Origin of the sequence: Mucilaginibacter jinjuensis (genome assembly GCF_028596025.1) — a bacterium.
Lineage (GTDB): Bacteria > Bacteroidota > Bacteroidia > Sphingobacteriales > Sphingobacteriaceae > Mucilaginibacter > Mucilaginibacter jinjuensis.
Genome location: NZ_CP117167.1, coordinates 727,113 through 749,296, shown reverse-complemented (window position 1 = coordinate 749,296; position 22,184 = coordinate 727,113). Strand labels below are relative to the sequence as shown.

Genomic DNA, 22,184 nt, shown 5'->3' with positions numbered 1-22,184 from the left:
CTAAAGTGTTACCGGCGAACGATTTTAAACCTTCATTTTTGTACCTTAGCATACAAACTACCATGAAAAATAAATTTGTTACTATAGCTATTCTTTTTGCCTTTACGGTATCGTTAAGCGGTTGTTTTGTAAACCGCGACCCTTATGGCCGCAGCAGCGACAGGGGCAAGAGCTTCCCTCATGACGAGCATAAGGACGATGGCAAAACCAAGGACGACGGTAAAAAGAAAGACGATAAAAGCACACATTAATAAAAAGGGCATCGTTTTTGTATTTGTGTTTTATAATTTTAACAATACAACTACCATGAAAAAGATACTTTTTGGTTTAGCCCTATTATTTGCAATGAGCGCCTCATTGAGCAGCTGCGTTGTAAACCGCGATCACGGCCGTGATCATCATTATCCACACGACGATCATCATGATGACCACCATGACGGACATTACGACGATAGATATCATTAATTAAAAGGGGCCTGGACGGCTCCTTTTGCTTTACATTAATTGTAACAATACTGTCAATAATAGCCGATACGGTTAGTTATTTAACGCAACTATATCAACTCACAAAATAATAATGCCGATTTTTAGTTAGTAAGCAGAACCTTTAAACATGAGGTTCGGGATTTAGTTGATTAAAGTAGTTGTAGAGCTGCTTTACAGCATTCCGGGGTGAGAGCCGGAATGCTTTTTTTATTCTGTATTCCTTCGTACATTACACCGCAAACAAGCACCACAATATTCCTGTTAGCTTTGATATTACATTCTGGCCAGGTGATAGAATTGACTAAAACCCGAAGTAATTTATCATATTTGTTTAAATACTTAATTTATACGATGCCTGCTCATATTCCGGTTGATCTCAGTAATTGCGATAAAGAACCTATCCATATACCTGGCCAGATACAGTCACACGGTTTTTTAATTGTAGTAGATCAGGACTGTATTATCCGTTACCACAGCGACAATATACCTTTGTTTATTGAAAGTATAGACGAAAACCTGATTGGTAAACATGTCAATGATATCCATTCGCTAATAGGCCGTAATGAGCCTAAAGATTTTATTGTACAATTAATCACTTTCGGTAAAAACAACCGTAGTTTCGAGCAAACCAACCCCTTTGCAACTGATATACAGGGCAAGCCTTTTTACCTGATCATCTCTCCTACAGATAACTATTACCTTTTAGAGTTTGAACCTGCAGCATCAGACCTAACCATCGATCTTCAAAAAATAATAGGCAAGTCGGTATCCGAAATGCTGGCCGATAAAAAACCTGCAGCGTTTGCTCGACAATTCGGCGCGTCAGGTTAAACAGATCATCAATTACGACCGCGTAATGATTTACCGCTTTGCCGAAGACGGCCATGGCGAAGTAGTTGCAGAAGCAAAGAATGACAACCTTGGGTCGTGGCTGGGCCTGCATTACCCGGCATCTGATATCCCGAAGCAAGCCCGCGAACTATACAAGCACAACTTTACCCGCTTAATTGCTGATGTGCATTCAATACCAGCAAAAATATTAACAGCCGCAGATAATGAGCAACCTTTAGATCTTACCCCTTCGCAGTTGCGCGCCGTGTCGCCTATCCATATTCAGTACCTCAAGAATATGGGGGTTAGCTCGAGTTTCAGCATCTCACTTATTTATAAAAAAGAATTATGGGGCTTAATTGCCTGCCATAATTATTCGCCAAGGTTCATAGATTTTAAAGCGCGTGAGTCATCCAAACTTATCGGCCAGATCCTGTCATCGGCATTAGAATTTCGGCAGGACGAGGAAAACCATCAACAAACACAGACATTTAAATCTGCTGTTGATCAGCTATCCAAATACCTGCTCAAAACCTTTAGCATTGAGGATGCTTTAACTAAACAGGATGTAACCATACTAAACGCTGTTGATGCCGAAGGTGCGGTATTGGTTTACGAAAACAACATTATTAAATTAGGCAGCACACCTAATGATGAACAACTGGAGAAACTTATAGTATGGATAAATAGTACCCTGGGCGCAACATTTCATTATACTAATCACCTTTCGAGCGTTTACCCCGAATCGGCAGAGTATCAGGATGTAGCCAGTGGATTAATGATCTCTGTGCTATCGCGCGAAATGAATGAGTATGTGTTATGGTTTAAACCAGAGCGCATACAAACCATTAAATGGGCAGGTAACCCCGAAAAACCGGTTGAGTTAAACACAAACGGGATGATGATGATTTCGCCCAGAAATTCTTTTGAAGAATGGATTGAAACCGTATCGGGCACATCTGTAAACTGGAGCAACGAGGAAATTAAGTCGGCCGCGCGCTTACGCGAGGAAATCACCTATGCCATTAATCAAAAGGCAGGTGCTATCCGCCAGCTTAATGAAAAGCTGAAACTGGCTTACGAAGAACTGGACACTTTTAGCTTTACCATTTCGCACGATTTAAAGAACCCGCTCTCAACCATTAAAAGCTACTCGCAGATATTGAGCCGTAATGGTAACCTGGAACCCAAAGCCCAGCAAATTATGGACCGCATTATTGTGGGTGCCGATAAAATGAATGTGATGATTAATGAGGTATTGGGTTACTCGCGCCTTGGCCGGTCTGAAATTCAGGTTAGCAAAATTGAGATGCGCCCCATTATCGATGATCTGATCCGTGATTTATTAATAGCTTACAATTCGCCCGATGTAAAAATAACCATTGGTGATACCCCCGACATTTATGGCGACCCGGTAATGATAAACCAGGTGTTTGCCAACTTAATCAGTAATGCCATTAAATATTCTATCCCTTCAGGCCATCCTGAAATAAGCATACAAGGCGAGGCAACAGAAACCAGTGTAGTTTACAAGATCAGTGATAACGGTATCGGCATAGATATTCAATACCTACCAAAAGTTTTCGAACTTTTTAACCGGATGGATAATGCCCGCGATATTGAAGGATCGGGTGTTGGCCTCTCTATTGTAAAGCGTATCATAGACAAGCACAAAGGTAAAATCTGGGTGGATAGCAAATTAAATAAAGGCTCTACTTTTTATGTAGAATTTTTTAATGGATAAAGGACGAGAAGAGACAGCCATCTTAAATTGTCATTGCGAGGAACGAAGCAATCTCGTAGCTATACAGATCGGATAAGCAGTGGCTACGAGATTATTAATGACGTGTTTGTTTTTATTGGGATTAATGAGCTCCCTTCGGTCGGTTGTCCACGCTATCGCTCGCAATGACAAATTTAATATTCTAATATCAATAAAAACAGCTCTCACAAGCCATAAATAACCTAACAATTGTGGCATCTTAATTTTCGGACAGCACAATATTAGCCACAGCACACACTTTCAAAGAAAATTGAGCAGCCACGAGTTTTCTTTGGTTACTTTTTTGAGAGAAAAAAGAAAGTACATCCACTGACGATTCACTTTACTACCCCACCCCTTCCTAATGAAAAACGGATTCTGCGTTAACCAACGTTAATGCTAATCGGTCTGAGATTGCTTCGTACCTCGCAATGACGTGCCGGGTGTAGGCCTATGCCTTCTGTCCCATATCCATTTTATGCGCTGGTAACGAAAAGCAAAACATACTCCCCTCCCCAATCGCACTTTCAACCCAAATTTTCCCTTGTTGAGCCTCAATAAAATCCTTAGATATCGCCAATCCTAAGCCTGAACCCGATTTATTTTGACCATCAGTAGGCACCTGAAAATAGCGTTCAAAGAGGCGTTTCTGATATTGCTCATCAATACCCTTACCAAAGTCTTTTACCGAGAAGATCACTTGCTTGTTTTTTTCTGATACCTGGATCACCACTTTAGATTTTTCGGGACTGTAGCGTAAGGCATTCGACAAAAAGTTGACCAGTACCCAGGCGGTCTTTTCCATATCGGCATGTACTTTCGATAGGTTTGGATGGGCGATCACTTGCAAGTTAATACCCTTTTGTTCGGCATTAAACCTTACAGAATTAAGGGCATAATCCACAATTTCAACCGGGTCTGATACCACGAAATTGAGCTGGATATTACCGGTTTCTACCTGCGACAGATCTAACAACTCACTAGTGATTTTCAGCAGGCGGTCGCTGTCGTCTTTAATATGTTCCAGCAGTTCTATTTGCTGTGGGTTTGATACCCCTACCCGCTCATCGCTCAATAGCTTAAGGCTCATTTTAATGGATGAGATCGGCGTTTTCAACTCATGCGATATGGTAGCTATGAAATTGGTTTTAGCCTCGTCGCGCTCCTTAAACTCGGTAATATTACGCAATATATAAACCTTACCGGCCGACCTGCTGGCTACGCTCAGCACATCCGATGTTTGCGGGCTCAGGTTCGGGATCACAATCTCTCTACTCTCTAATTGAAAATAGGCTTCCTTGCCTGCCAGCGCAATTTTAAATGATTTAATACCTCCATTGCTGGCCAGTATAGATTTAAAGAGATCGTTGGTCGCCGTAAATTTCTCAGCAGGTTGTCCTACTATCTTCTGCTCGTTAATGTTGAGAATATTTTCGGCAACGGTATTGATAAACAAAATTTCCTGCTTCTCATTTAAACCGATAATGGCATCCTGCATTTGCTCAATAATGGTTTCGATCCGTTGCTTTTCAGACATAACCTTGGCCAGGTTGGTATTCTCCCATTCGTTCAGCCGGTCGGCCATATCGTTGAAAGCTGTGGCTACTTCGGCAAACTCATCGTTCTTATTAAAATTTAAATGCTGGTTATAATTCTTGTGGCTGATTTCGCGGATACCATCAATCAACTCTCTTAGTGGGTTAGCAATAAATCCCGGAAAGTTTACACTAAAGCTAAACAGCACCAAAAACGTAAACGAACCTACAAAACCCAGAAATAAAGTAGCCTCTTTTACAGATGCCTGCGCACGTTCGTTTTTATGCACAATAGCACGCATATTTACCTGCTCAATCTTGCGCAACTGGGCGCGGGCATCGTATTGCGCCTGGTATTGTGGTGCGGCAGCAGCTGTTGTAGATTGCAGCACATCATAGTCTTTCTCTAAAGCTTCAGTAGCCTCTTTCTCGCCAACTTCGGTAATATTGGCTTCCTGCAATTGCAATTGTTTGCCAAACTGTGCCTGTGCACCATTGGTCAACGGCAATTTGTTTTCATCCAGCACCGTGCGCATTTCGCGGGCAAAGCTTAGCGACTCATAATTATTTTTAAGGATAACCTTTGCGCTATCTGAGATCTGATGGATGTAGAATATGGACACTGCTCCGAAGAACATCACTACGACGAAAAGGAAGCCGAATCCGAGTCGAAGTTTATTTTTTATTTTCATGGCTATAATCGTTAAATATAAATGGTTTTATCAGGATAAGATCACTAAGTCGGTTTCTTTGGCTGCGATATGTTTTAACAGCTGATTAAATATTGCCGTTCGCAGTATCACCTGGAATAAATTGAGGTGTGGTTTGCCAATGCAAATAGTTGTAATCTCCCTTTCATCGGCCAATTGTATAATGGCTTGGGTTATCTGGTCGCTTTTAATTTTTACAACTTCGCCGCCCAGTTCGGTAGCCAGTTTGAAGTTATTAATGAGATGGCGTTGTTTATCCAGCTTAATTTTATCACCGCTCTCACCGCTGCTCTGTACATATAAAACTATCCAGGGCGAGCGATAATAAGATGCCAGCCTCGCCGTTTTACGGATCACCACCCTCGCCGTGTCATTATTGGATGATATACAAGCCAAAAACTTTTCGGGCCGAAGCTTAATTTGTTTTGGTACCTCAATATCAATCTTCCGCTCTACATGGTGGGCAACTTCTTTCAAAGCCAACTCCCGTAGCTGCAAAATTTTATCGGGCTGAAAGAAATTCTTCAACGCGATGTTCACTTTATCTTTGGTGTAGATCTTGCCATCCTTCAAGCGGTCAATCAGTTCATCGGCAGTTAAATCAATGTTTACGATCTCGTCCGTAAGCTCCAAAACCTTATCAGGGATCCGTTCAGTAATAGCAATACCTGTAATGGACTCAATCTCCTGGTTCATGCTTTCGAGGTGCTGGATATTCACTGCCGAAATCACGCTGATTCCTGCCTCTAAAATATCCAGTACATCCTGCCAGCGTTTGCTATTCTTGCTTCCCTCGATATTGGTATGGGCCAGTTCGTCAACAATAACAACTTCGGGATGCCGGTTCAGGATGGCGTGCAGATCCATCTCTTCCAGCTCCTTGCCTTTGTAAAATACATTACGGCGTGGTATTAATGGGATGCCCGCAACCAAAGCCTGCGTTTCGGCACGGTTATGCGTTTCAATATAACCGATCTGGATATCGATGCCGTTACGTAAAAGCGCATGGGCTTCCTGCAGCATACGGTAAGTTTTACCCACACCGGCACTCATGCCAATGTAAATCTTAAACTTACCACGCCTCGACTTTTTTACCAGTTCGATAAACGTTTTTACGGTGCTATCCTGCTCTGCCATCACTCACTGTTTAAAATGAAACCGCTAAACTTGTTGTAATAACCTGGTTGGCCGCCACCTGCATATTATCCTTCATAAAAATGGGATCTTTACTATTCAGAACTTTCCCCTCCAAACGGATCACCGCATTAGGGAAAGGACTATAATCTAAATTTACCGAATATCCTGTTGTTTTAAACCCGTTCGGTGTCCCGGTGCTTATAATCATTCCGTTCGGGTCGCGGTAATATTCAATCCGGCCTGCAACTGCCCATTGCTCTGCCAATTTATAACGGGCAATAAATACAGGCGATATAATATGGTTGCTACTTTTATCCGTTTTAGATTTTTGCTGGGTGCCATAATCAATAGCCGCAGTAATACCAAACTTAGGCGTAAGCTGTATAATGGTATAAAAATCATGGTAAAAGCGCCTTACCCCTACCGAATCTGCGCCTTCTGTACCCAGGTAATTACTATAATTAAATGTGATATTTTCTGTTGGCTGCCAGGTTAACTGTACTCCTCCCGCAGGTTTATTGTTGCCATCCTGCCGCTGAATGCGCTGCCAGCCGTTTAGGTATAAGGCAGATGCAGTCAGCTTACCATCAGCGGTAGTGTAAGTTAATTTAGCGCCAGCCTCATAATAAGGTGTATTATCAGACAAGATACCACGGGTTAAAACCCAGCAATCTTTACCAACTGCACTCTCAAAGCCAATGTGAGAAGCAAATACACCTGCATCAACCCACAGGTTTGCGCTTTTGGATAGTTTGATACCGGCATTTGCTTCGTACAAATTTTTAAGCACACCCGGCTCGGCAGCCAGGTTTGCGTTGGCATACGTACCCGCCATTAAAGCCAGGTTAGCCCTGATGTTATCGCTGGTATAATTAGCCTTTATAAAACCCAGGTTTAAATTAACCTCGTTAGTGCGGTTGTATGAGTATACAAACGGAGGCATGGTATGGTCTGCCGGTTTGTTAAACGCATAGCTGTAGTACAGTTCGGTATAGCCGCTAATGGTTAGTTTGCCGTTGCGGGTGATATCCTGTGCTTTTACGGTGGCTATGGTTAACATCAGCAGGGATATAATTAGTAATCTTCTCATTTTGTATTTTAACACTGCGGCACTGTTGGTGCAGCACCGCAGTGGTTAGACGTGTTATTTTAATTGGTCGAGCGCGATGTTCAATTTCAGCACATTTACTTTTGATGGACCGAATACGCCCCAAAGTGGTTTCTCGATATTGTTGCTTAATAAGGCAGCTACTTTATTTTCGTCGAGTTTGCGGTATTTGGCCACACGTTCTACCTGAATTTTGGCAGCATCAGGAGAAATATCCGGATCAAGGCCGCTTCCTGAAGCAGTAACCAGATCGGCAGGGATATCGCTGCGTTTTAGGTATGGATGATATTTAAGCAGGGTATCAATACGGTTGCTTACATCCTTTAAATAGTCCGGGTTACTTGGGCCTTTGTTTGAACCTGCCGAACCTGCTGCGTTATAAGCCACAGCAGATGGCCTTCCCCAGAAATATTGAGGTTTTGTAAAGCTTTGGCCGATGTTTGCATAACCAACCACTTTGCCATTTACTACAATAGTTTCGCCGTTGCCGGCCCCCTTTGATGCTTTGCCGATAAGCATAATGCCCAGTGGGTATATCACACATAACAGTACTGTAAGTACTAATGTTAACCTGATGGATTGTATAATGAACTTTTTCATGATTTCTATTCTTTAAACTTTATTAGAACATTAAGCCTACTACCAAATCAATTAATTTGATACCGATAAATGGTGCAATTACACCACCTACGCCATACAGGAGCAAGTTGCGGCGTAACAGCGCACTGGCCCCAATTGGTTTGTACTCTACACCTTTCAATGCCAATGGTATCAGCATCGGGATAATAATGGCGTTAAATATTACCGCTGATAATATAGCCGACTCGGGGCTGTGCAGTTTCATGATATTGATGCTTTGCAATGCCGGGATTGAAGCGATAAACAGTGCAGGCACGATGGCGAAGTATTTGGCCACATCATTCGCGATAGAGAACGTGGTGAGTGTACCGCGAGTGATCAGCAATTGCTTACCGATTTCAACAATTTCGATCAGCTTGGTTGGGTCGTTATCCAGATCCACCATGTTACCTGCTTCTTTAGCGGCCTGGGTACCGCTGTTCATGGCTACACCAACATCGGCCTGGGCCAATGCGGGGGCATCGTTTGTACCGTCGCCCATCATGGCTACCAGCTTGCCGGTATTTTGCTCGGCTTTAATGTAGTTCATTTTGTCTTCGGGCTTGGCCTCGGCAATAAAATCGTCCACACCCGCTTTTTCTGCAATAAATTTGGCAGTTAATGGGTTATCACCAGTCACCATTACCGTTTTCACACCCATTTTACGCAGGCGCTCAAAACGCTCAGAGATGCCGGTTTTAATAATATCCTGTAGTTCAATCACACCCAGAATCACTTCATTTTGCGATACCACCAGCGGCGTACCACCATTTGAAGAAATGATCTTCACACGTTCCTCCACTTCCTCAGGGAAAGGGTTGCCTGCCTTTTGGGCGATGTTACGGATAGAATCAAAAGCGCCTTTACGGATGCGTAAGCCTTGCGGCGTATTAATACCGCTTGAACGGGTCTCGGCAGTAAACTTCACGAACTCCGAACCTGCAGGTGCAGTCGGCAATTCAAAATGATGCGATGCCAGTTCGATGATCGATTTACCCTCTGGAGTTTCATCAGCCAGCGATGAGAGTACACAGGCAGTGATCAAATCATCCGGTCCAACAGACGCTGCAGGCCAAAACTGAGTAGCTTTACGGTTACCAATGGTGATGGTTCCGGTTTTATCCAGCAACAATACGTCGATGTCGCCTGCAGTTTCAACCGCTTTACCAGATTTGGTGATTACGTTGGCACGCAAAGCCCTGTCCATCCCGGCAATACCAATGGCTGATAGCAGACCGCCAATAGTTGTTGGGATTAGACATACGAACAAAGAGATCAATGCCGCGATAGTGATAGGCGTATTGGCATAATCTGCAAATGGTTTCAGGGTGATACATACGATGATGAACACCAGGGTGAAACTTGCCAGCAGGATAGTCAGCGCAATTTCGTTAGGTGTTTTCTGGCGAGATGCTCCTTCTACCAGGGCAATCATTTTATCCAGGAAGCTTTCGCCTGGTTGGGTGGTTACCAAAACTTTGATCTCGTCTGATAATACCTTGGTACCACCAGTAACCGATGATTTATCGCCACCCGATTCACGGATAACCGGGGCCGATTCACCTGTAATGGCCGATTCATCAATGGTAGCTATACCTTCAATGATCTCGCCATCGGTTGGGATGGTGTCACCTGTTTCGCACACAAACACATCACCTTTACGTAATTCGCTCGATGATTTGGTTACAATACTGCCATCGCTCATTACCACTTTGGCCGGTGTTTCCTCACGGGTTTTACGTAAACTGTCGGCCTGTGCTTTACCGCGTGCTTCGGCAATGGCCTCGGCAAAATTGGCGAACAGTACGGTTAAAAACAGGATCAGAAATATCGCGAAGTTATAAGCGAACGAACCCTGACCATGGTGTGAAAGGCTGTATATAGTAACCGGGATCATCACAATGGTACCAATCTCCACGGTAAACATTACCGGGTTGCGCACCATGGCGCGAGGATCAAGTTTTATGAAAGATTCTTTTAATGCAGTCTGCACCAGGGCAGGCTCAAATAATTTATTTGATTGATTTTTCATTGTTATTTAAGCATTGAGAAGTATTCTGCCAACGGGCCTAAAGCGAGTGCAGGGAAGTATGATAAGGCGTTTAATACGATGATTACGGCAAAGGTCATCAGTCCAAAAGTTTTGGTATCGATTTTTAAAGTACCGGCACTTTCAGGGATGTATTTCTTCTGAGCCAGTAACCCGGCAATGGCAACCGGACCGATAATCGGCAGAAACCTACCCATGATGAGCACTATACCTGTGGTTACATTCCAGAAGATATTACCATCGCCCAAGCCTTCAAAACCCGAACCGTTGTTGGCATTTGATGAAGTGTATTCATACAACATCTCTGAAAAACCGTGATAGCCTGGATTATTTAACCAGGTTGATGGCTTAACAGCCCAATCGCCACCCAGGTGGTTGGTGAACACATAGCTGGAAATTGCAGTACCAGCCAAAATCAAGAACGGACTTAGCAGGGTAATCAGCGCAGCGATCTTTACTTCACGAGCTTCAACCTTGTGGCCCAGAAACTCAGGTGTACGGCCAACCATCAGTCCAGAGATAAATACGGCGATGATTAGGTAGATGAAGTAGTTCAGCACCCCAACACCGCAACCACCATAAAGCGAGTTAATCATCATAGCCAGCAATTGCCATAAACCGGTTAGGGCCATGGTGCTATCATGCATCCCGTTTACAGAACCAGTAGAAATTACGGTGGTCATGGTGCTCCAGTAAGCGGTAGCTGTAGGGCCGAAACGTACTTCTTTGCCTTCCATCGCACCTGTAACCTGGCTTACACCCATTTTGGCGATGAGCGGGTTACCACCCAATTCGCTGGTTAGGGTTGGGATCATCAGCATAAATACACCAGTGGTCATTACCCCGAATATGATCCAGGCCAGTTTTTTACGGCGGATGTAGTAACCGAAAGCCAATACCATAGCAACCGGCAATATTACCTGCGCTATAACCTCAACCATGTTGGTTAAGTAGTTAGGGTTTTCGAGCGGGTGGGCAGAGTTGGCGCCAAACCAACCGCCACCATTCGTCCCGATGTGTTTTATGGCAATGAATGCAGCAGCAGGGCCGCGTGATACATTTACGGTATCGCCTTGCAGTGATATAAATTTGTCTTTACCTGCATAGCTGCTTGGCGTACCGTTAAAAGTTAATATAATGGCAACCACAATTGATAGTGGCAGCAACACACGGGTAATTGATTTTACAAAAAACTCCCAGAAGTTGCCCAGATCTGTAGTGGTTTTATCTTTAAATGCTTTGAATACGGCAACCGCAGTAGCCATACCTGTTGCAGCACTGGTAAAGTGCAGAAACATAAATATAAAGTGCTGGGTAAGGTAAGTAGCACCGGTTTCGCCAGAGTAATGCTGTAAGTTACAGTTTACCACGAAGCTGATAATGGTGTTAAAAGCCAGGTCGGCGCTTTGGCCGGGGTTACCATCGGGGTTAAGGGGCAGCTTATCCTGGTATATTAAAACAAAGAAACCGTAAACCAACCACAGGATGTTGATGGTCATCATGGCTTTTAAAAACTGTTTCCAGTTCATCGGTTCTTTAGGGTTGATGCCCGATAGCTTAAAAATTCCGGTTTCAATCGGTTTCAGAAAATCGGTCCAGACTTTTTCGCCGGCAAACATTTTTGCCAGGTACTTGCCCAGTGGAATGGCAATCACCAGGGTGATTACAAACGAGGCTACTATTCCAAATAGTTCAGTGTTCATTGCGGGTTAAGGGTTAAAATTTTTCGGGTTTAAGCAGCACGTATACCATGTATACAAAAACTGCGATGGAAACAACAAATAAGGCTATCATGATCTTTTAGATTTTTTCGAACCAGTCAATAGATTTAAAAATTAACCAGCTGCACAGCAGTATGGCCAGAAACAGGATGATCGTATTCATATCTTTTTAGTTTCTGACACATTGCCAAATGATGTACCACGTTGGTAGCTTTCAGTTATAAGTTATTAATTATTAGCTAATTGCATAATTTAAAAAAGAAAACAGCCTGGCCATAAACAAGAAAACCCTTCCATTTTGGAAGGGTTGTTTTTCATAAGAGTGCGCTGTTATGATAATTACGGCAGTGGTATACAAGCCATATTATACCAAATGATACTCTTCTATTTTGCGGTAAAGAGTAGTTAGGCCGATATTCATTAATCGTGCAGCCTCGGTTTTGTTGCCTTTGGTATAGTTAAGGATTTTACGGATATGATTTTTTTCGATCACAGCCATCTCAAATACGGCTTCTGATGATTCTTCTTCCAGGCGATGATCAAGCGGTAATAGATCGACTGTTAGTATATTGCCATCGCATAAAATTACAGCACGTTCTATCAGGTTCTTTAGCTCACGGATGTTTCCCTTCCAGCTGTAAGTTTCCAAGCGTGGAATAAAATTGGCATCGAAGCCGGTAATGTTACGGTTGGTTTTGTCCGAAAACTCTTTGAGATAATGCTCGGCCAACGGCTTGATATCCTCTTTACGCTGGTTAAGCGATGGCAGCTGAATAGTGAATACAGAAAGTCTATAGAAAAGATCCTCACGAAAATGACCTTTGTTTATCTCGCCTTGTAGTTCGCGGTTAGTGGCGGCTATAATGCGGGCATTTACCTTTTGAGTTTTGGTATCGCCCACCTTAATAAACTCGCCCGACTCGAGCACGCGCAGCAATTTGGCTTGTAAATCGATGCTCATTTCGCCGATCTCATCGAGGAAAAGCGTACCGCCGTCGGCTTCTTCAACAAGCCCTTTTTTATCCTTCAGCGCACCGGTAAAAGCACCCGCCTTATGCCCGAATAATTCGCTCTCCAGAATATCACGTGCAAAGGCGCTGCAGTTTACTGCTACAAAGCTTTTGTTTTTACGGTTGCTGTTATAGTGGATTGATTGTGCGAAAACTTCTTTACCTGTACCAGTTTCCCCGGTTAATAATACGGTAGTATCTGTTGTTGAAACCTTGCGGGCCAGGCTCACAGCATCTTTAATGCTGCGCGAAGTACCAATAATAGATTCGAAACTATGCTGACTGATAACCTTGTTTTCTATCTGATATAGTTTGTATTGCAGGTTGGCTTTTTCGGTTGCTTTGGCCAGCAGGGGTAAAATTTTGTCGTTATCGTCGCCTTTGGTTATGTAGTCAAAAGCTCCGTTTTTAATGGCTAAAACACCATCATGAATGGTGCCGTAAGCGGTGAGGCAGATTACCTCAACAAAGGGCTTTTTCTCTTTGATCTGTTTTACCAGTTCAACGCCATTAACATCGGGCAGTTTAACATCGCTTAGTACAACCTGTACGTTTTCGTTAGCCAGTATCTTGAGGCCTTCTTTACCGGTATAGGCTTGCAGGGCTTTGTAGCCCTCCAATTCAATAATCCGCGCAAGCAACCCGCACAACTTCTTTTCGTCATCAATAATTAATACTGTTTGTTGCATTGCTTTAAATATGGTGTAGGATTGATGTGATGAAGCACCGTTTTACGTGTTTAAACTCCGGTGCAAATATCCTAATTAAATAATATAAACGTAATGAAAAAAGCCCCTGATACAGAGGCTTTATAATTTGGTAATTTTTAATTAGCTAACCGGCTGTGCTTTAACCGAAGTATTGCTGAGGTAATGCATGTAACCATTCTCGGTTATAACTAAACGGCTTAACGCTGGTGCCGGGATGCGTATTTGTTTCTTTTTTGAGGGACCAATTAACGGCAATATCATAACCGCTAATAGAGCGCTTACTTTAAGCGCTATGTAAAATGCTATCATTACTAAAAAATTATGTGTCGGTGTAAAGTTTTTACGCTTTACGGTACACATAATCCAAAACACATGCCACAAATGCTGCGGGCTGTATTTTTAAGACATTGGCCTTAAACAAGCCCTATAATTAGACAAACACTTTACAAAGCCTGCGTTTTGTTTTTCATTTTGAAATAGTAGGATTATCAAAATGGAGTGCTTGTGTATAATTCTATCGAAAAATTATAACAGCAGCGCCTTAAATGTTTCTTTCGCATAATCGCCCCAATCTTTCAAGGCGGCTTCGAGCGTGGTTTTTAACTGCCTATTGTTCACAGGCTTCCCTTTTGTGGGTACCTTTAAAGCAGTTTCGGCAACGGGCATATCAGTTACTTTGGTGGCAATCCATGATACATTTTCGTGCGGTAAAGCCACCTCCAGTATCATACCCGGTAAGCCGGTAAAAGTCTCCGGCCCGCCCGATACAGGGATCTGATCGGTATAAAATGCAACCACATAAATAGAATCCATTACCAGTGCATTAGCACGGCGACAGGTGTATCCGGCTATCTCACGGGTTTCGCTGGTGAATTTCCAGTTTATTTTACGGGTGCTGTCTTTCACCAAAAAAGCCTGTTCAAATACTTCTTTATGCATTGTGCTGCTTTTGGTGGCTAAATCGGTAAAAATGGTATTGGGCTGGTTACTGTAGCTTCCCATAAAAGTGCCACCGGTTTCATCTTCTATGGGTGTAAACAATGTTTTATTTTGCGAGAAGCTGAGCGTGCTTTTTAAGATCTTAAATTGCGGATTTTTCTTTTTATAGCTTTCTATATATGGTGCATAAAAGCTTTCATTTTCTTTATTTACCCGCTTTTGCAGTATTGCGTACATATTTACTTTCTTTTCAAACTCAATAATGCCGGCAGTGGTAAAGCGCACGCCCTGGGCAATTAAAAGGTGGCTTATCAGCAAGCCTATAATGGTTAATGTAACTTTCATCTTGTAATTATTTTTGAGGTGCACCGCCACCCATTTTATTAAAATCATAGGTGATAGAGAACATGAAATATCTTTTAATAGTGGTATAGGTTGTTTGGGTAATCTGGTTACCAAAGGCCGAGCGGTTAAAGCCGGTATTTTGGTTTAGCAGATCATTCCCTGTTATAGAAAACTTCAAATTATCCTGTTTAAGAAAGGCCTTACTTATCGTGGCATTCAGCAGGGTACGGTGGTAATCATCACTAAAGGTTTCTGTTTTGGCCCTAAACTCGTAATTAACATTAGGTGAGATCTGAATTTTGCCGGGTAAATACAGATCTACATAACCATAAGATGTAAAGCCGCGGCCATTGTTATTGATCTGGCTCTGTAATGATGTTTTACTGATGGTATAATTGGGGCCTCCTCCAAAATAAAAACTATATTTTTTGGCCTTGTATTTACGAAAGTTAAGCGCTACCGAATAGGTTTGAGATTTTGATGCATTTAATATGTTATTCACATAATTATATGAGTCGTTGCCATTAAGATTAATGTTTATTCCCCCGTTAATACCAGCAAATAACGTGCGGCCATAATTACCGTATAAATAGTAGTTGGCCGGCCTTTTATTAGGCAGGTTTATGGCCTGATATGTGCTTTTACCGGCCGAGTCTGTAACCGTATTATTTACAATGGCGCTGGTAGTAAATGAGTAGTTACCGCCCAAATAAATATATTGATCGCTTAGTACTTTGTACGAGTTATAATTAGCACTAAAACTATGGCGGAATGATGGTTTAAGCAGCGGGTTACCCAGGGTAATGTTCAGCGGATCGGTATTAACCCTTAACGGGTTAATCTGATCGATGGTTGGCTGCGTGGTACGGCCGTTATAGTTTAAATAAATACCTGCCTGCTGCGAAAATTTGTATTGATAAAGCGCCTGGGGCAACCAGTTTACAAAGCTGCGTTTAAAGTTTATGCCATTGTACTCATTCAACTGGTTAAAGCTTACTGCGGCCACTTTGGTACCAAAGTTAAAGGTGGTTTTCTTTTTCTTATAGTTGAATACCGCACCACCCTGGTTAATGGTTTGGTTAAACTTGTAATGGTTACTGAGGGTTGAATCGAGGTCGGTATATAAACCATTGCCAGCCTGGTTGTATGATCTTCTGTCGGCATTGCTATTATTAAAGCCAATACCATAGTTAATAATAATGGATGTAAATTTCGAGAAAGGTTCGGTATAAGCTATATTACTGGTAAATGCCGAAGTTGTTACGTCGTTCTTTTTAAACTGGTTAACCTTTTGGGTACTGTCTTGCAGCCCCAGATCATTATAGTAATCAATTTCAGAATTAAGATAGCCGTGGGTATCGCTTTTGTTATAGGCCTCTGTTAAATTGATAGATAACGTGCGACTGGGCTTTTTAAACTTTTTGGTATAAAAGGCCGATGCATTAAGCACATCCTGATCGCCTTTATTGGTTAAGGACCTGATCTGCTTATTCAGCATCACATCATTACCCCTTAAGCTGGTGGCATCAAAATCGCTTTTATTATCAAGATCCTTCTTCGTGCCATCAACAGAGAGCTTTAAGTTTGATGTGGTATCAAGTGCAACCTGGTAAGTGGCATCCAGTTTTTGCCGCAAAGAGTTGTTGCTGAAGCGCTCATTGCTGTTTGTATTAATGGTACCTGTTGGCAGGCTGTTTTGCGTCTGAATGTTTTTAGTACCCTCAATATCTGTCGAACTCACCTTATAATTGGTGTTGATCGATTCCTTGTCCGCATTCCATTTATTATCAAAATGCAAACCTCCAGAGCGTGTCTTAGGTAAACCTTCGCCGTTATATCCCCCGCTGTTAAAATCATCATTGGTAACGTAAAACCCGCCATCAAAAGCCTCAACATTGTTTGATGCCCCAAGTTTCTGGCTATCGTCCCAGCTTAAACCTGTTTTACTGGTATTGGAGATTGTGCCATAAGCCGAAAACTTCAGTTTATTTTTAAAAGTATTGTACAATAATTGTCCCTGGTAATAACCATCTGTACCTACACCGGCATCTGCTTTACCAAAAGTTCCGTTCTTTTTATCGGCCTTTAATTTAATGTTGAGGGTCTTTGTCTTCTGCCCGTCATCAATACCGGTAAAGGTAGCCTGGTCGCTTTTCTTATCATAGAGTTGCACTTTATCAACCATATCGGCACGGATGTTTTTGGTAACGAGCGTTGGGTCGTCACCAAAAAACTCTTCGCCATCAACCAATACTTTGTTTACGGTCTGGCCCTGGGCGGTAATTTTTCCGTCTTTATCTACCTGTATACCGGGCAGCTGTTTCAACAGGTCTTCAACCTTCGAGTTAGGCTGAATTTCGTAACTCGAGGCATTAAATTCTGTCGTATCGCCTTTAATTTTAATGGCAGCTTTTTTGCCTTTTACAATAACATCGGCCAGTAGTTTTGACTTTAAAAGCAGATTGATATTACCGAAACTGTGCTCATGGTTTACAGAATCTAAAGCAAAGTTCTCTACATAATCTGCATAGTTGGGATAAGTAAGCAGCAAAATATATTTGCCTTTAGCAAGCCCGTTAACAGTAAAAGAACCATCAGTTCCTGCACGTGTAAATGCTTTTAAGGTAGAGTCCTTAGCGTTTAAAATTACTACAGATGTGTTATGTAATTTTAGGTTTGATGAACTATCTGCCGCGATGCCTTTAACCGCATAAGGCGTTTGGGCCATTATACTTAAGGAACACAGGAAGCAGAGAATCAGGGTGGAAATTGTGATTTTCATTAATAAGGTTTAGTCGCCACAATATATAACTAATTTCTTAGTGAGAGAAAAGACTTAACATTTCTTAACAAAAATTTATGTTATTTTAGTAAAAAACTACCTGCCATGAACGAAGTGTGCCAGCATATTAATGCCATTACCGAAGTAAAAACCACCGATACCCATGTATGTGCCGAGTGCATTAAAATAGGCAGCGACTGGGTACATCTGCGCGTATGCCAAACCTGTGGCGTTACTTTATGCTGCGACGATTCGCCCATGAAGCACATGACGGCGCATTATCATGCTGAGCATCACCCGGTGATCAGCTCGGCCCAACCTGGCGAAAAATGGCTTTGGTGCTATCCTGATGAGTCATTTGCCGAGTACGAATAAGTAGACTAACACATTATTTCGTTACACCTTTTTTACATTAGGGATTAGAAAATATTGCCTATAATCGTGGTTATAAAAAAGGGTTATAGCTATTTAAAAGGTTATAACCTATAACAAAATCTAATAAAAGCAATTTATATCCCATGCGTACTATTGCCATTGTTGGCGGCGGCTTTGCAGGCACCATGACTGCTGTACATTTGATGCAGCAGGCAGACTTTCCTCTGAATATCATCCTTATAAATAACCGCTTCCCGCTTATAAAAGGCATTGCCTACGCTACCCCCTACACCGAACATTTACTGAATGTACCGGTAAGCAGTATCAGTGCTTTTAGCCAGCATACTGATCACTTTTTTAACTGGCTACAGCAACATAATGATTTTAAGGATGTACCTGCTGAAACACTAAAAAATAGTTTCGCCCCCCGAAAAGTTTACGCCGAGTATCTGAATACCGTTTGGACAACAACGCTTGAAAATAAAAGCGAGCGGGTTATTTTCCAGTTGGTAGAAGACGAGGTAATAAACGTAATATCTAATAATAAGGGCTTCGATATCGAACTGAAAAACGCAGCATCCATAAAAGCCGATTACGTGGTTTTAGCTACGGGTAATGCCATACCCAAAAACATTCCTATAGCTGATAATTCATTTTACGACAGCAAACTTTATTTCAAAAACCCCTGGGATGATACCTGCATGCAGGATTTGAAATCGGAACGGGATATTCTGATCATCGGCAATAGCCTCACGATGATTGATGCGGTGATCTCGCTTCAGTCTAAAGGCTTTTCCAAAAAAATCTACACCATGTCGCCGCATGGCTTTGCCATTATGCCAGATGCAACCGTGCCGCCTTATGATGTGGATATACTGAGCGAAATTTCTCGTCCATATCGGTTATATGACCTGGTTAAGGTGATCAATAAACATATCAAACGTTGCGAACGCGAAGGCATCTCCAAAGTTGCCGTTGTAAACTCTATCAGATACCAATTGCAAAATATCTGGTTCGATTTTACGCTCGAAGACAAGCGCTACTTTCTGAAAAGGGTTAGCTCAATATGGAACGCCTGGCGGCACCGTACACCTGCCGGGATGTATGAAAGAATCAGTAAGCTCATTAACTCCGGAAAGCTTACTCCAATTACCGGCCGCCTTTTAAGCCTAATCGAGAAAGATGGTTATGTAGAAGCTACCATTAAGGATAAAAAAGCCAGCAAAGAAATAACGCTCGATGTAGAGCGCGTAATTAACTGCACCGGTTCGCAAATTGATGTAAACCTACCAGGCTCTCTACTGAACACACTATATATTAAAGGTTTAATTGATGCTGATCCTCTAAAAATTTCGCTTAATGCCGATGCCGTAACCAACCGGGTGATTGACCGTAGCGGCAACATCTCGCCCAACATGTACACACTCGGCAATAACATGAAAGGTATTTTGTGGGAAACTACCGGCGTGCCCGAAATACGTGCCCAGGCAGAAAATGTTGCTGTGAAATTATTAGCGCAGATTAAGGAAACTAACCCGCTTTCTTCACCGCACTATTCCTGATAAATACAAATGCCATCAAAGCTGCTAAAAAACCGAGACATGCGGCAATACGCAGTATCATAGCATAGGTACTGATGAAGCTTTCGTGATAGGCTTTTATCACCATAGATTTATGACTATCGTCGATACCCTTAGGTACTTTGGCATTGCCCAGGTTTACTGCCGATGCCATTACTGCTTGTTTATCTTTCTCTTTCAATGGCATCTGCTTTAGCTCTTTTTGCAAAGCACCCGAGAAAAGCAGCACCGCCAGTGCACCAAATATGGCATTGGCAAAAACATTAGCTATACGGCTTATAGCATTATTAACACCCGATGCCGTGCCCGAAAAATGATCGCTCACAGAACCCATTACAGCCGTGGTAAGCGGTGCCACGGTGAACGACATGCCGATAGCCAGCACCACCACACAGGGAAAAAAGGTTGTCCAATATTCATGCGGCCCGTTGGTTTGCTTTACTAATGAAAGCAGCAGGAAACCCAAACCTGCCGTAGCCGGGCCGCCGATAAGTAAGAAACGCGGACCATATTTATCAGACAGTGCACCGGCAAAGCGGGATACACTAACCATGAGTATTGTAAAAGGCAAAAAAGTAAGCCCCGATTGTAATTGATCGTACCCCTGCACCTGTACCAGGTTTAGGGATAAAAACAGCATCCCTGCCCCAAGACCGGCATACAGGAAAAGTGTAAGCAGGTTAGCACCACTGAATGTGAGGTTGCTGAATAGCTGCAAAGGCATCATCGGGTGTTTGCTTTTGGCTTCTATCATAATAAAAGTTGCCAAAAACAGTACGCCTAAAGTAATAGTCATATATACCTGCCAGTTAGCCCAGCCCATAGCAGGCACACGTAAAAAACCAAAAGTTAGCATAGCTAAACCCAGTGCAATGGTGACAACTCCTCCGTAATCAATACTGCGATTTTTATCTTCATCCCGGCTTTCTTTTACTTTGAAACCGAGGATGAGTAATGCAATCAGTCCGATAGGTATATTGATGAAGAAGATATAACGCCACAAGCCGGCATCGCCCAATGCACCACCCAGAATCGGGCCGCCAATGGTTACCATCGTGGTAATTGCCGACCAGGTGCCGATGGCCTTGCCCCGCTCCTTTACATCAATCGAAGCTGAAATGAGCGATAAGCTTCCCGGTATCATCAGCGCACCGCCAACACCCTGTATAATTCGGAACAAAATCAACAGCGTAACACTACCTGCGATACCGCAGGCACAAGAACCGGCTATAAAAATAAAGATGCCGATCATAAAGACCTTCTTGCGGCCTAACTGGTCGCCCAGTGAACCTCCGATCAATATCAGTGCAGCCAGCATTAACAGGTAAGCATTCAGGATCCAGAACAGATCTGCTCCGCTAGCATTAAGGCTTTGTTGCAGGGATGGCAATATTACATTTAAAGCAGTACCATCAATAAAAGCCATAGCCGAAGCCAGTATGGCCGAGCCCATAATCCACTTGCCCTCAGAACTGCGAAGCGCTACTGTTGCCATAAAGGTTACTTAAACTGGTATGCTTAAAGATACTTTTTACTCATTATAAAAGAAGCCCATTCATATTAATTCTTATTTATCATTTAAAACAAGAAGCGCCTTCATTATTAAAACGAAGGCGCTTCACTATTATCACACAATTAAAACTATACTTTATCCTTTGGCAACTGGTACTACCAATTCAATATCAACGTCGTCTGGTGTACCGGCTCTATCTATACCAAACTCTTTAGGATGGATTTGAAATTGGCCTTTAAATACGCCTTCACTGCCTTTATCTTCAAATGTAAAATGAATAACGGCTGGTTTAGTTGCTCCTTTAAGGGTAAGATTTCCCTTAGCCGCATAACCGTTACCATCTTTACTTACCGAGGTTGATACAAACTTAATAGTTGCATACTTATCGGCACCTATGGCATCTTTAGCGTGGTTAGTTTTGATAAAGAAGTTTGTTTTAAGGCTGGTAGCATCAATAGTAGCCGAAATTTTGGATTGCTCAGGCTGTGCCTTATCAAATTGGATCTCAGCTTTTAAGCCTGTAAATTGGCCATCGGCTTTACTGCTGGTAAACTTTACCGAGGCGGCATCACTCTTAACTTTCCAATCGCTTGCGAAATACGCAAATGCCGACAGGCTTACAACTACTGCAATAAGTGCAGGATAAATCAGTTTTTTCATACAATTCTTTTTAGTTTTTCATAGATAGACCTCGCGGTAAGAGGTATTTATATAAAATACGCTTACTATAACAAAGAGGTTGCCAGCCGGTAATATTTATTAACCAAAAAGATATTTACTAAAAGGCCAATATAAGTGGCAGTGTTTAGTAGCAGCAGCAGTCTCCACACGTCATGCCGTCCCGACTATCGTTGGGATCGGCATCCCACATGCTAAATATACGTAAAGCTAAGTCTGCGACCTGTCCTGTGGGGTGCCGATCCCAACGATAGTCGGGACGGCATGACGGGCAGGAAGAAAACTGCCACTGCT

The 22,184-nt window shown here is 42.6% G+C and carries 19 protein-coding genes; 6 read left to right on the top strand and 13 right to left on the bottom strand.

Going from position 1 to position 22,184, the window contains the following annotated elements; translation table 11 throughout:
- Positions 1-62: 62 nt before the first annotated feature.
- From PQO05_RS03410 to PQO05_RS03395, 4 genes are all read left to right on the top strand, one after another.
- Positions 63-251 carry a hypothetical protein gene (locus PQO05_RS03410; protein ID WP_273631254.1) on the top strand — a complete coding sequence of 63 codons (189 nt, stop codon included), beginning with the start codon at positions 63-65 and terminating at the stop codon, positions 249-251.
- Positions 252-306: 55 nt separating this feature from the next.
- Positions 307-465, top strand: coding sequence for a hypothetical protein (locus PQO05_RS03405; RefSeq protein ID WP_273631253.1), 159 nt, complete (start codon positions 307-309; stop codon positions 463-465).
- 372 nt (positions 466-837) lie between these two features.
- Positions 838-1,317, top strand: coding sequence for a hypothetical protein (locus PQO05_RS03400; RefSeq protein ID WP_273631252.1), 480 nt, complete (start codon positions 838-840; stop codon positions 1,315-1,317).
- Positions 1,289-3,061 carry an ATP-binding protein gene (locus PQO05_RS03395; RefSeq protein ID WP_273631251.1) on the top strand — a complete coding sequence of 591 codons (1,773 nt, stop codon included), beginning with the start codon at positions 1,289-1,291 and terminating at the stop codon, positions 3,059-3,061. The genes PQO05_RS03400 and PQO05_RS03395 overlap by 29 nt, the downstream gene beginning before the upstream one ends.
- A gap of 469 nt (positions 3,062-3,530) precedes the next feature.
- Here PQO05_RS03395 and PQO05_RS03390 read toward each other — a convergent pair whose 3' ends face one another.
- The 11 genes from PQO05_RS03390 to PQO05_RS03345 form a co-directional block, all read right to left on the bottom strand.
- Positions 3,531-5,306, bottom strand: coding sequence for a HAMP domain-containing sensor histidine kinase (locus PQO05_RS03390; RefSeq protein ID WP_273631250.1), 1,776 nt, complete (start codon positions 5,304-5,306; stop codon positions 3,531-3,533).
- A 30-nt stretch (positions 5,307-5,336) separates the two neighbouring features.
- Complete coding sequence (locus PQO05_RS03385; protein WP_273631249.1) at positions 5,337-6,461, bottom strand: sensor protein KdpD; 1,125 nt, start codon at positions 6,459-6,461, stop codon at positions 5,337-5,339.
- Between the two features lie 10 nt (positions 6,462-6,471).
- Positions 6,472-7,551, bottom strand: coding sequence for a porin (locus tag PQO05_RS03380; RefSeq protein WP_273631248.1), 1,080 nt, complete (start codon positions 7,549-7,551; stop codon positions 6,472-6,474).
- A gap of 54 nt (positions 7,552-7,605) precedes the next feature.
- Positions 7,606-8,169: a K(+)-transporting ATPase subunit C gene (locus tag PQO05_RS03375; protein ID WP_273631247.1), complete on the bottom strand. Its 564-nt coding sequence runs from the start codon at positions 8,167-8,169 to the stop codon at positions 7,606-7,608.
- A 22-nt stretch (positions 8,170-8,191) separates the two neighbouring features.
- Complete coding sequence (gene kdpB / locus PQO05_RS03370) at positions 8,192-10,219, bottom strand: potassium-transporting ATPase subunit KdpB (RefSeq protein ID WP_273631246.1); 2,028 nt, start codon at positions 10,217-10,219, stop codon at positions 8,192-8,194.
- A gap of 2 nt (positions 10,220-10,221) precedes the next feature.
- A complete protein-coding gene (gene kdpA, locus PQO05_RS03365; RefSeq protein WP_273631245.1) occupies positions 10,222-11,940 on the bottom strand; it encodes a potassium-transporting ATPase subunit KdpA in 1,719 nt (572 codons plus the stop codon).
- Between the two features lie 13 nt (positions 11,941-11,953).
- A complete protein-coding gene (gene kdpF, locus PQO05_RS26715; RefSeq protein ID WP_420490479.1) occupies positions 11,954-12,031 on the bottom strand; it encodes a K(+)-transporting ATPase subunit F in 78 nt (25 codons plus the stop codon).
- Positions 12,032-12,322: 291 nt separating this feature from the next.
- Complete coding sequence (locus PQO05_RS03360; RefSeq protein WP_273631244.1) at positions 12,323-13,657, bottom strand: sigma-54-dependent transcriptional regulator; 1,335 nt, start codon at positions 13,655-13,657, stop codon at positions 12,323-12,325.
- Positions 13,658-13,798: 141 nt separating this feature from the next.
- Positions 13,799-13,987, bottom strand: coding sequence for a hypothetical protein (locus PQO05_RS03355; protein WP_273631243.1), 189 nt, complete (start codon positions 13,985-13,987; stop codon positions 13,799-13,801).
- 216 nt (positions 13,988-14,203) lie between these two features.
- Positions 14,204-14,962, bottom strand: coding sequence for a GLPGLI family protein (locus tag PQO05_RS03350; protein ID WP_273631242.1), 759 nt, complete (start codon positions 14,960-14,962; stop codon positions 14,204-14,206).
- A gap of 7 nt (positions 14,963-14,969) precedes the next feature.
- A complete protein-coding gene (locus tag PQO05_RS03345) occupies positions 14,970-17,744 on the bottom strand; it encodes an outer membrane beta-barrel family protein (RefSeq protein ID WP_273631241.1) in 2,775 nt (924 codons plus the stop codon).
- Between the two features lie 105 nt (positions 17,745-17,849).
- On the opposite strand from PQO05_RS03345, the gene PQO05_RS03340 reads away from it, so the two are divergent.
- Both PQO05_RS03340 and PQO05_RS03335 read left to right on the top strand, forming a co-directional pair.
- Positions 17,850-18,119 (top strand): UBP-type zinc finger domain-containing protein, encoded by a 270-nt coding sequence (locus PQO05_RS03340; protein ID WP_273631240.1) that lies wholly within the window; start codon positions 17,850-17,852, stop codon positions 18,117-18,119.
- Between the two features lie 143 nt (positions 18,120-18,262).
- Positions 18,263-19,681 (top strand): FAD/NAD(P)-binding protein, encoded by a 1,419-nt coding sequence (locus tag PQO05_RS03335; RefSeq protein WP_273631239.1) that lies wholly within the window; start codon positions 18,263-18,265, stop codon positions 19,679-19,681.
- Here the strand turns inward: PQO05_RS03335 and PQO05_RS03330 are convergent.
- Together PQO05_RS03330 and PQO05_RS03325 are read right to left on the bottom strand one after the other, a co-directional pair.
- The gene (locus PQO05_RS03330; RefSeq protein WP_273631238.1) at positions 19,650-21,194 is read right to left on the bottom strand and encodes an MFS transporter; all 1,545 of its coding nucleotides are present in this window, start codon (positions 21,192-21,194) and stop codon (positions 19,650-19,652) included. The genes PQO05_RS03335 and PQO05_RS03330 overlap by 32 nt on opposite strands.
- A gap of 153 nt (positions 21,195-21,347) precedes the next feature.
- Positions 21,348-21,872, bottom strand: a complete 525-nt coding sequence (locus PQO05_RS03325; protein ID WP_273631237.1) for a YceI family protein — start codon at positions 21,870-21,872, stop codon at positions 21,348-21,350.
- Positions 21,873-22,184: the final 312 nt, after the last annotated feature.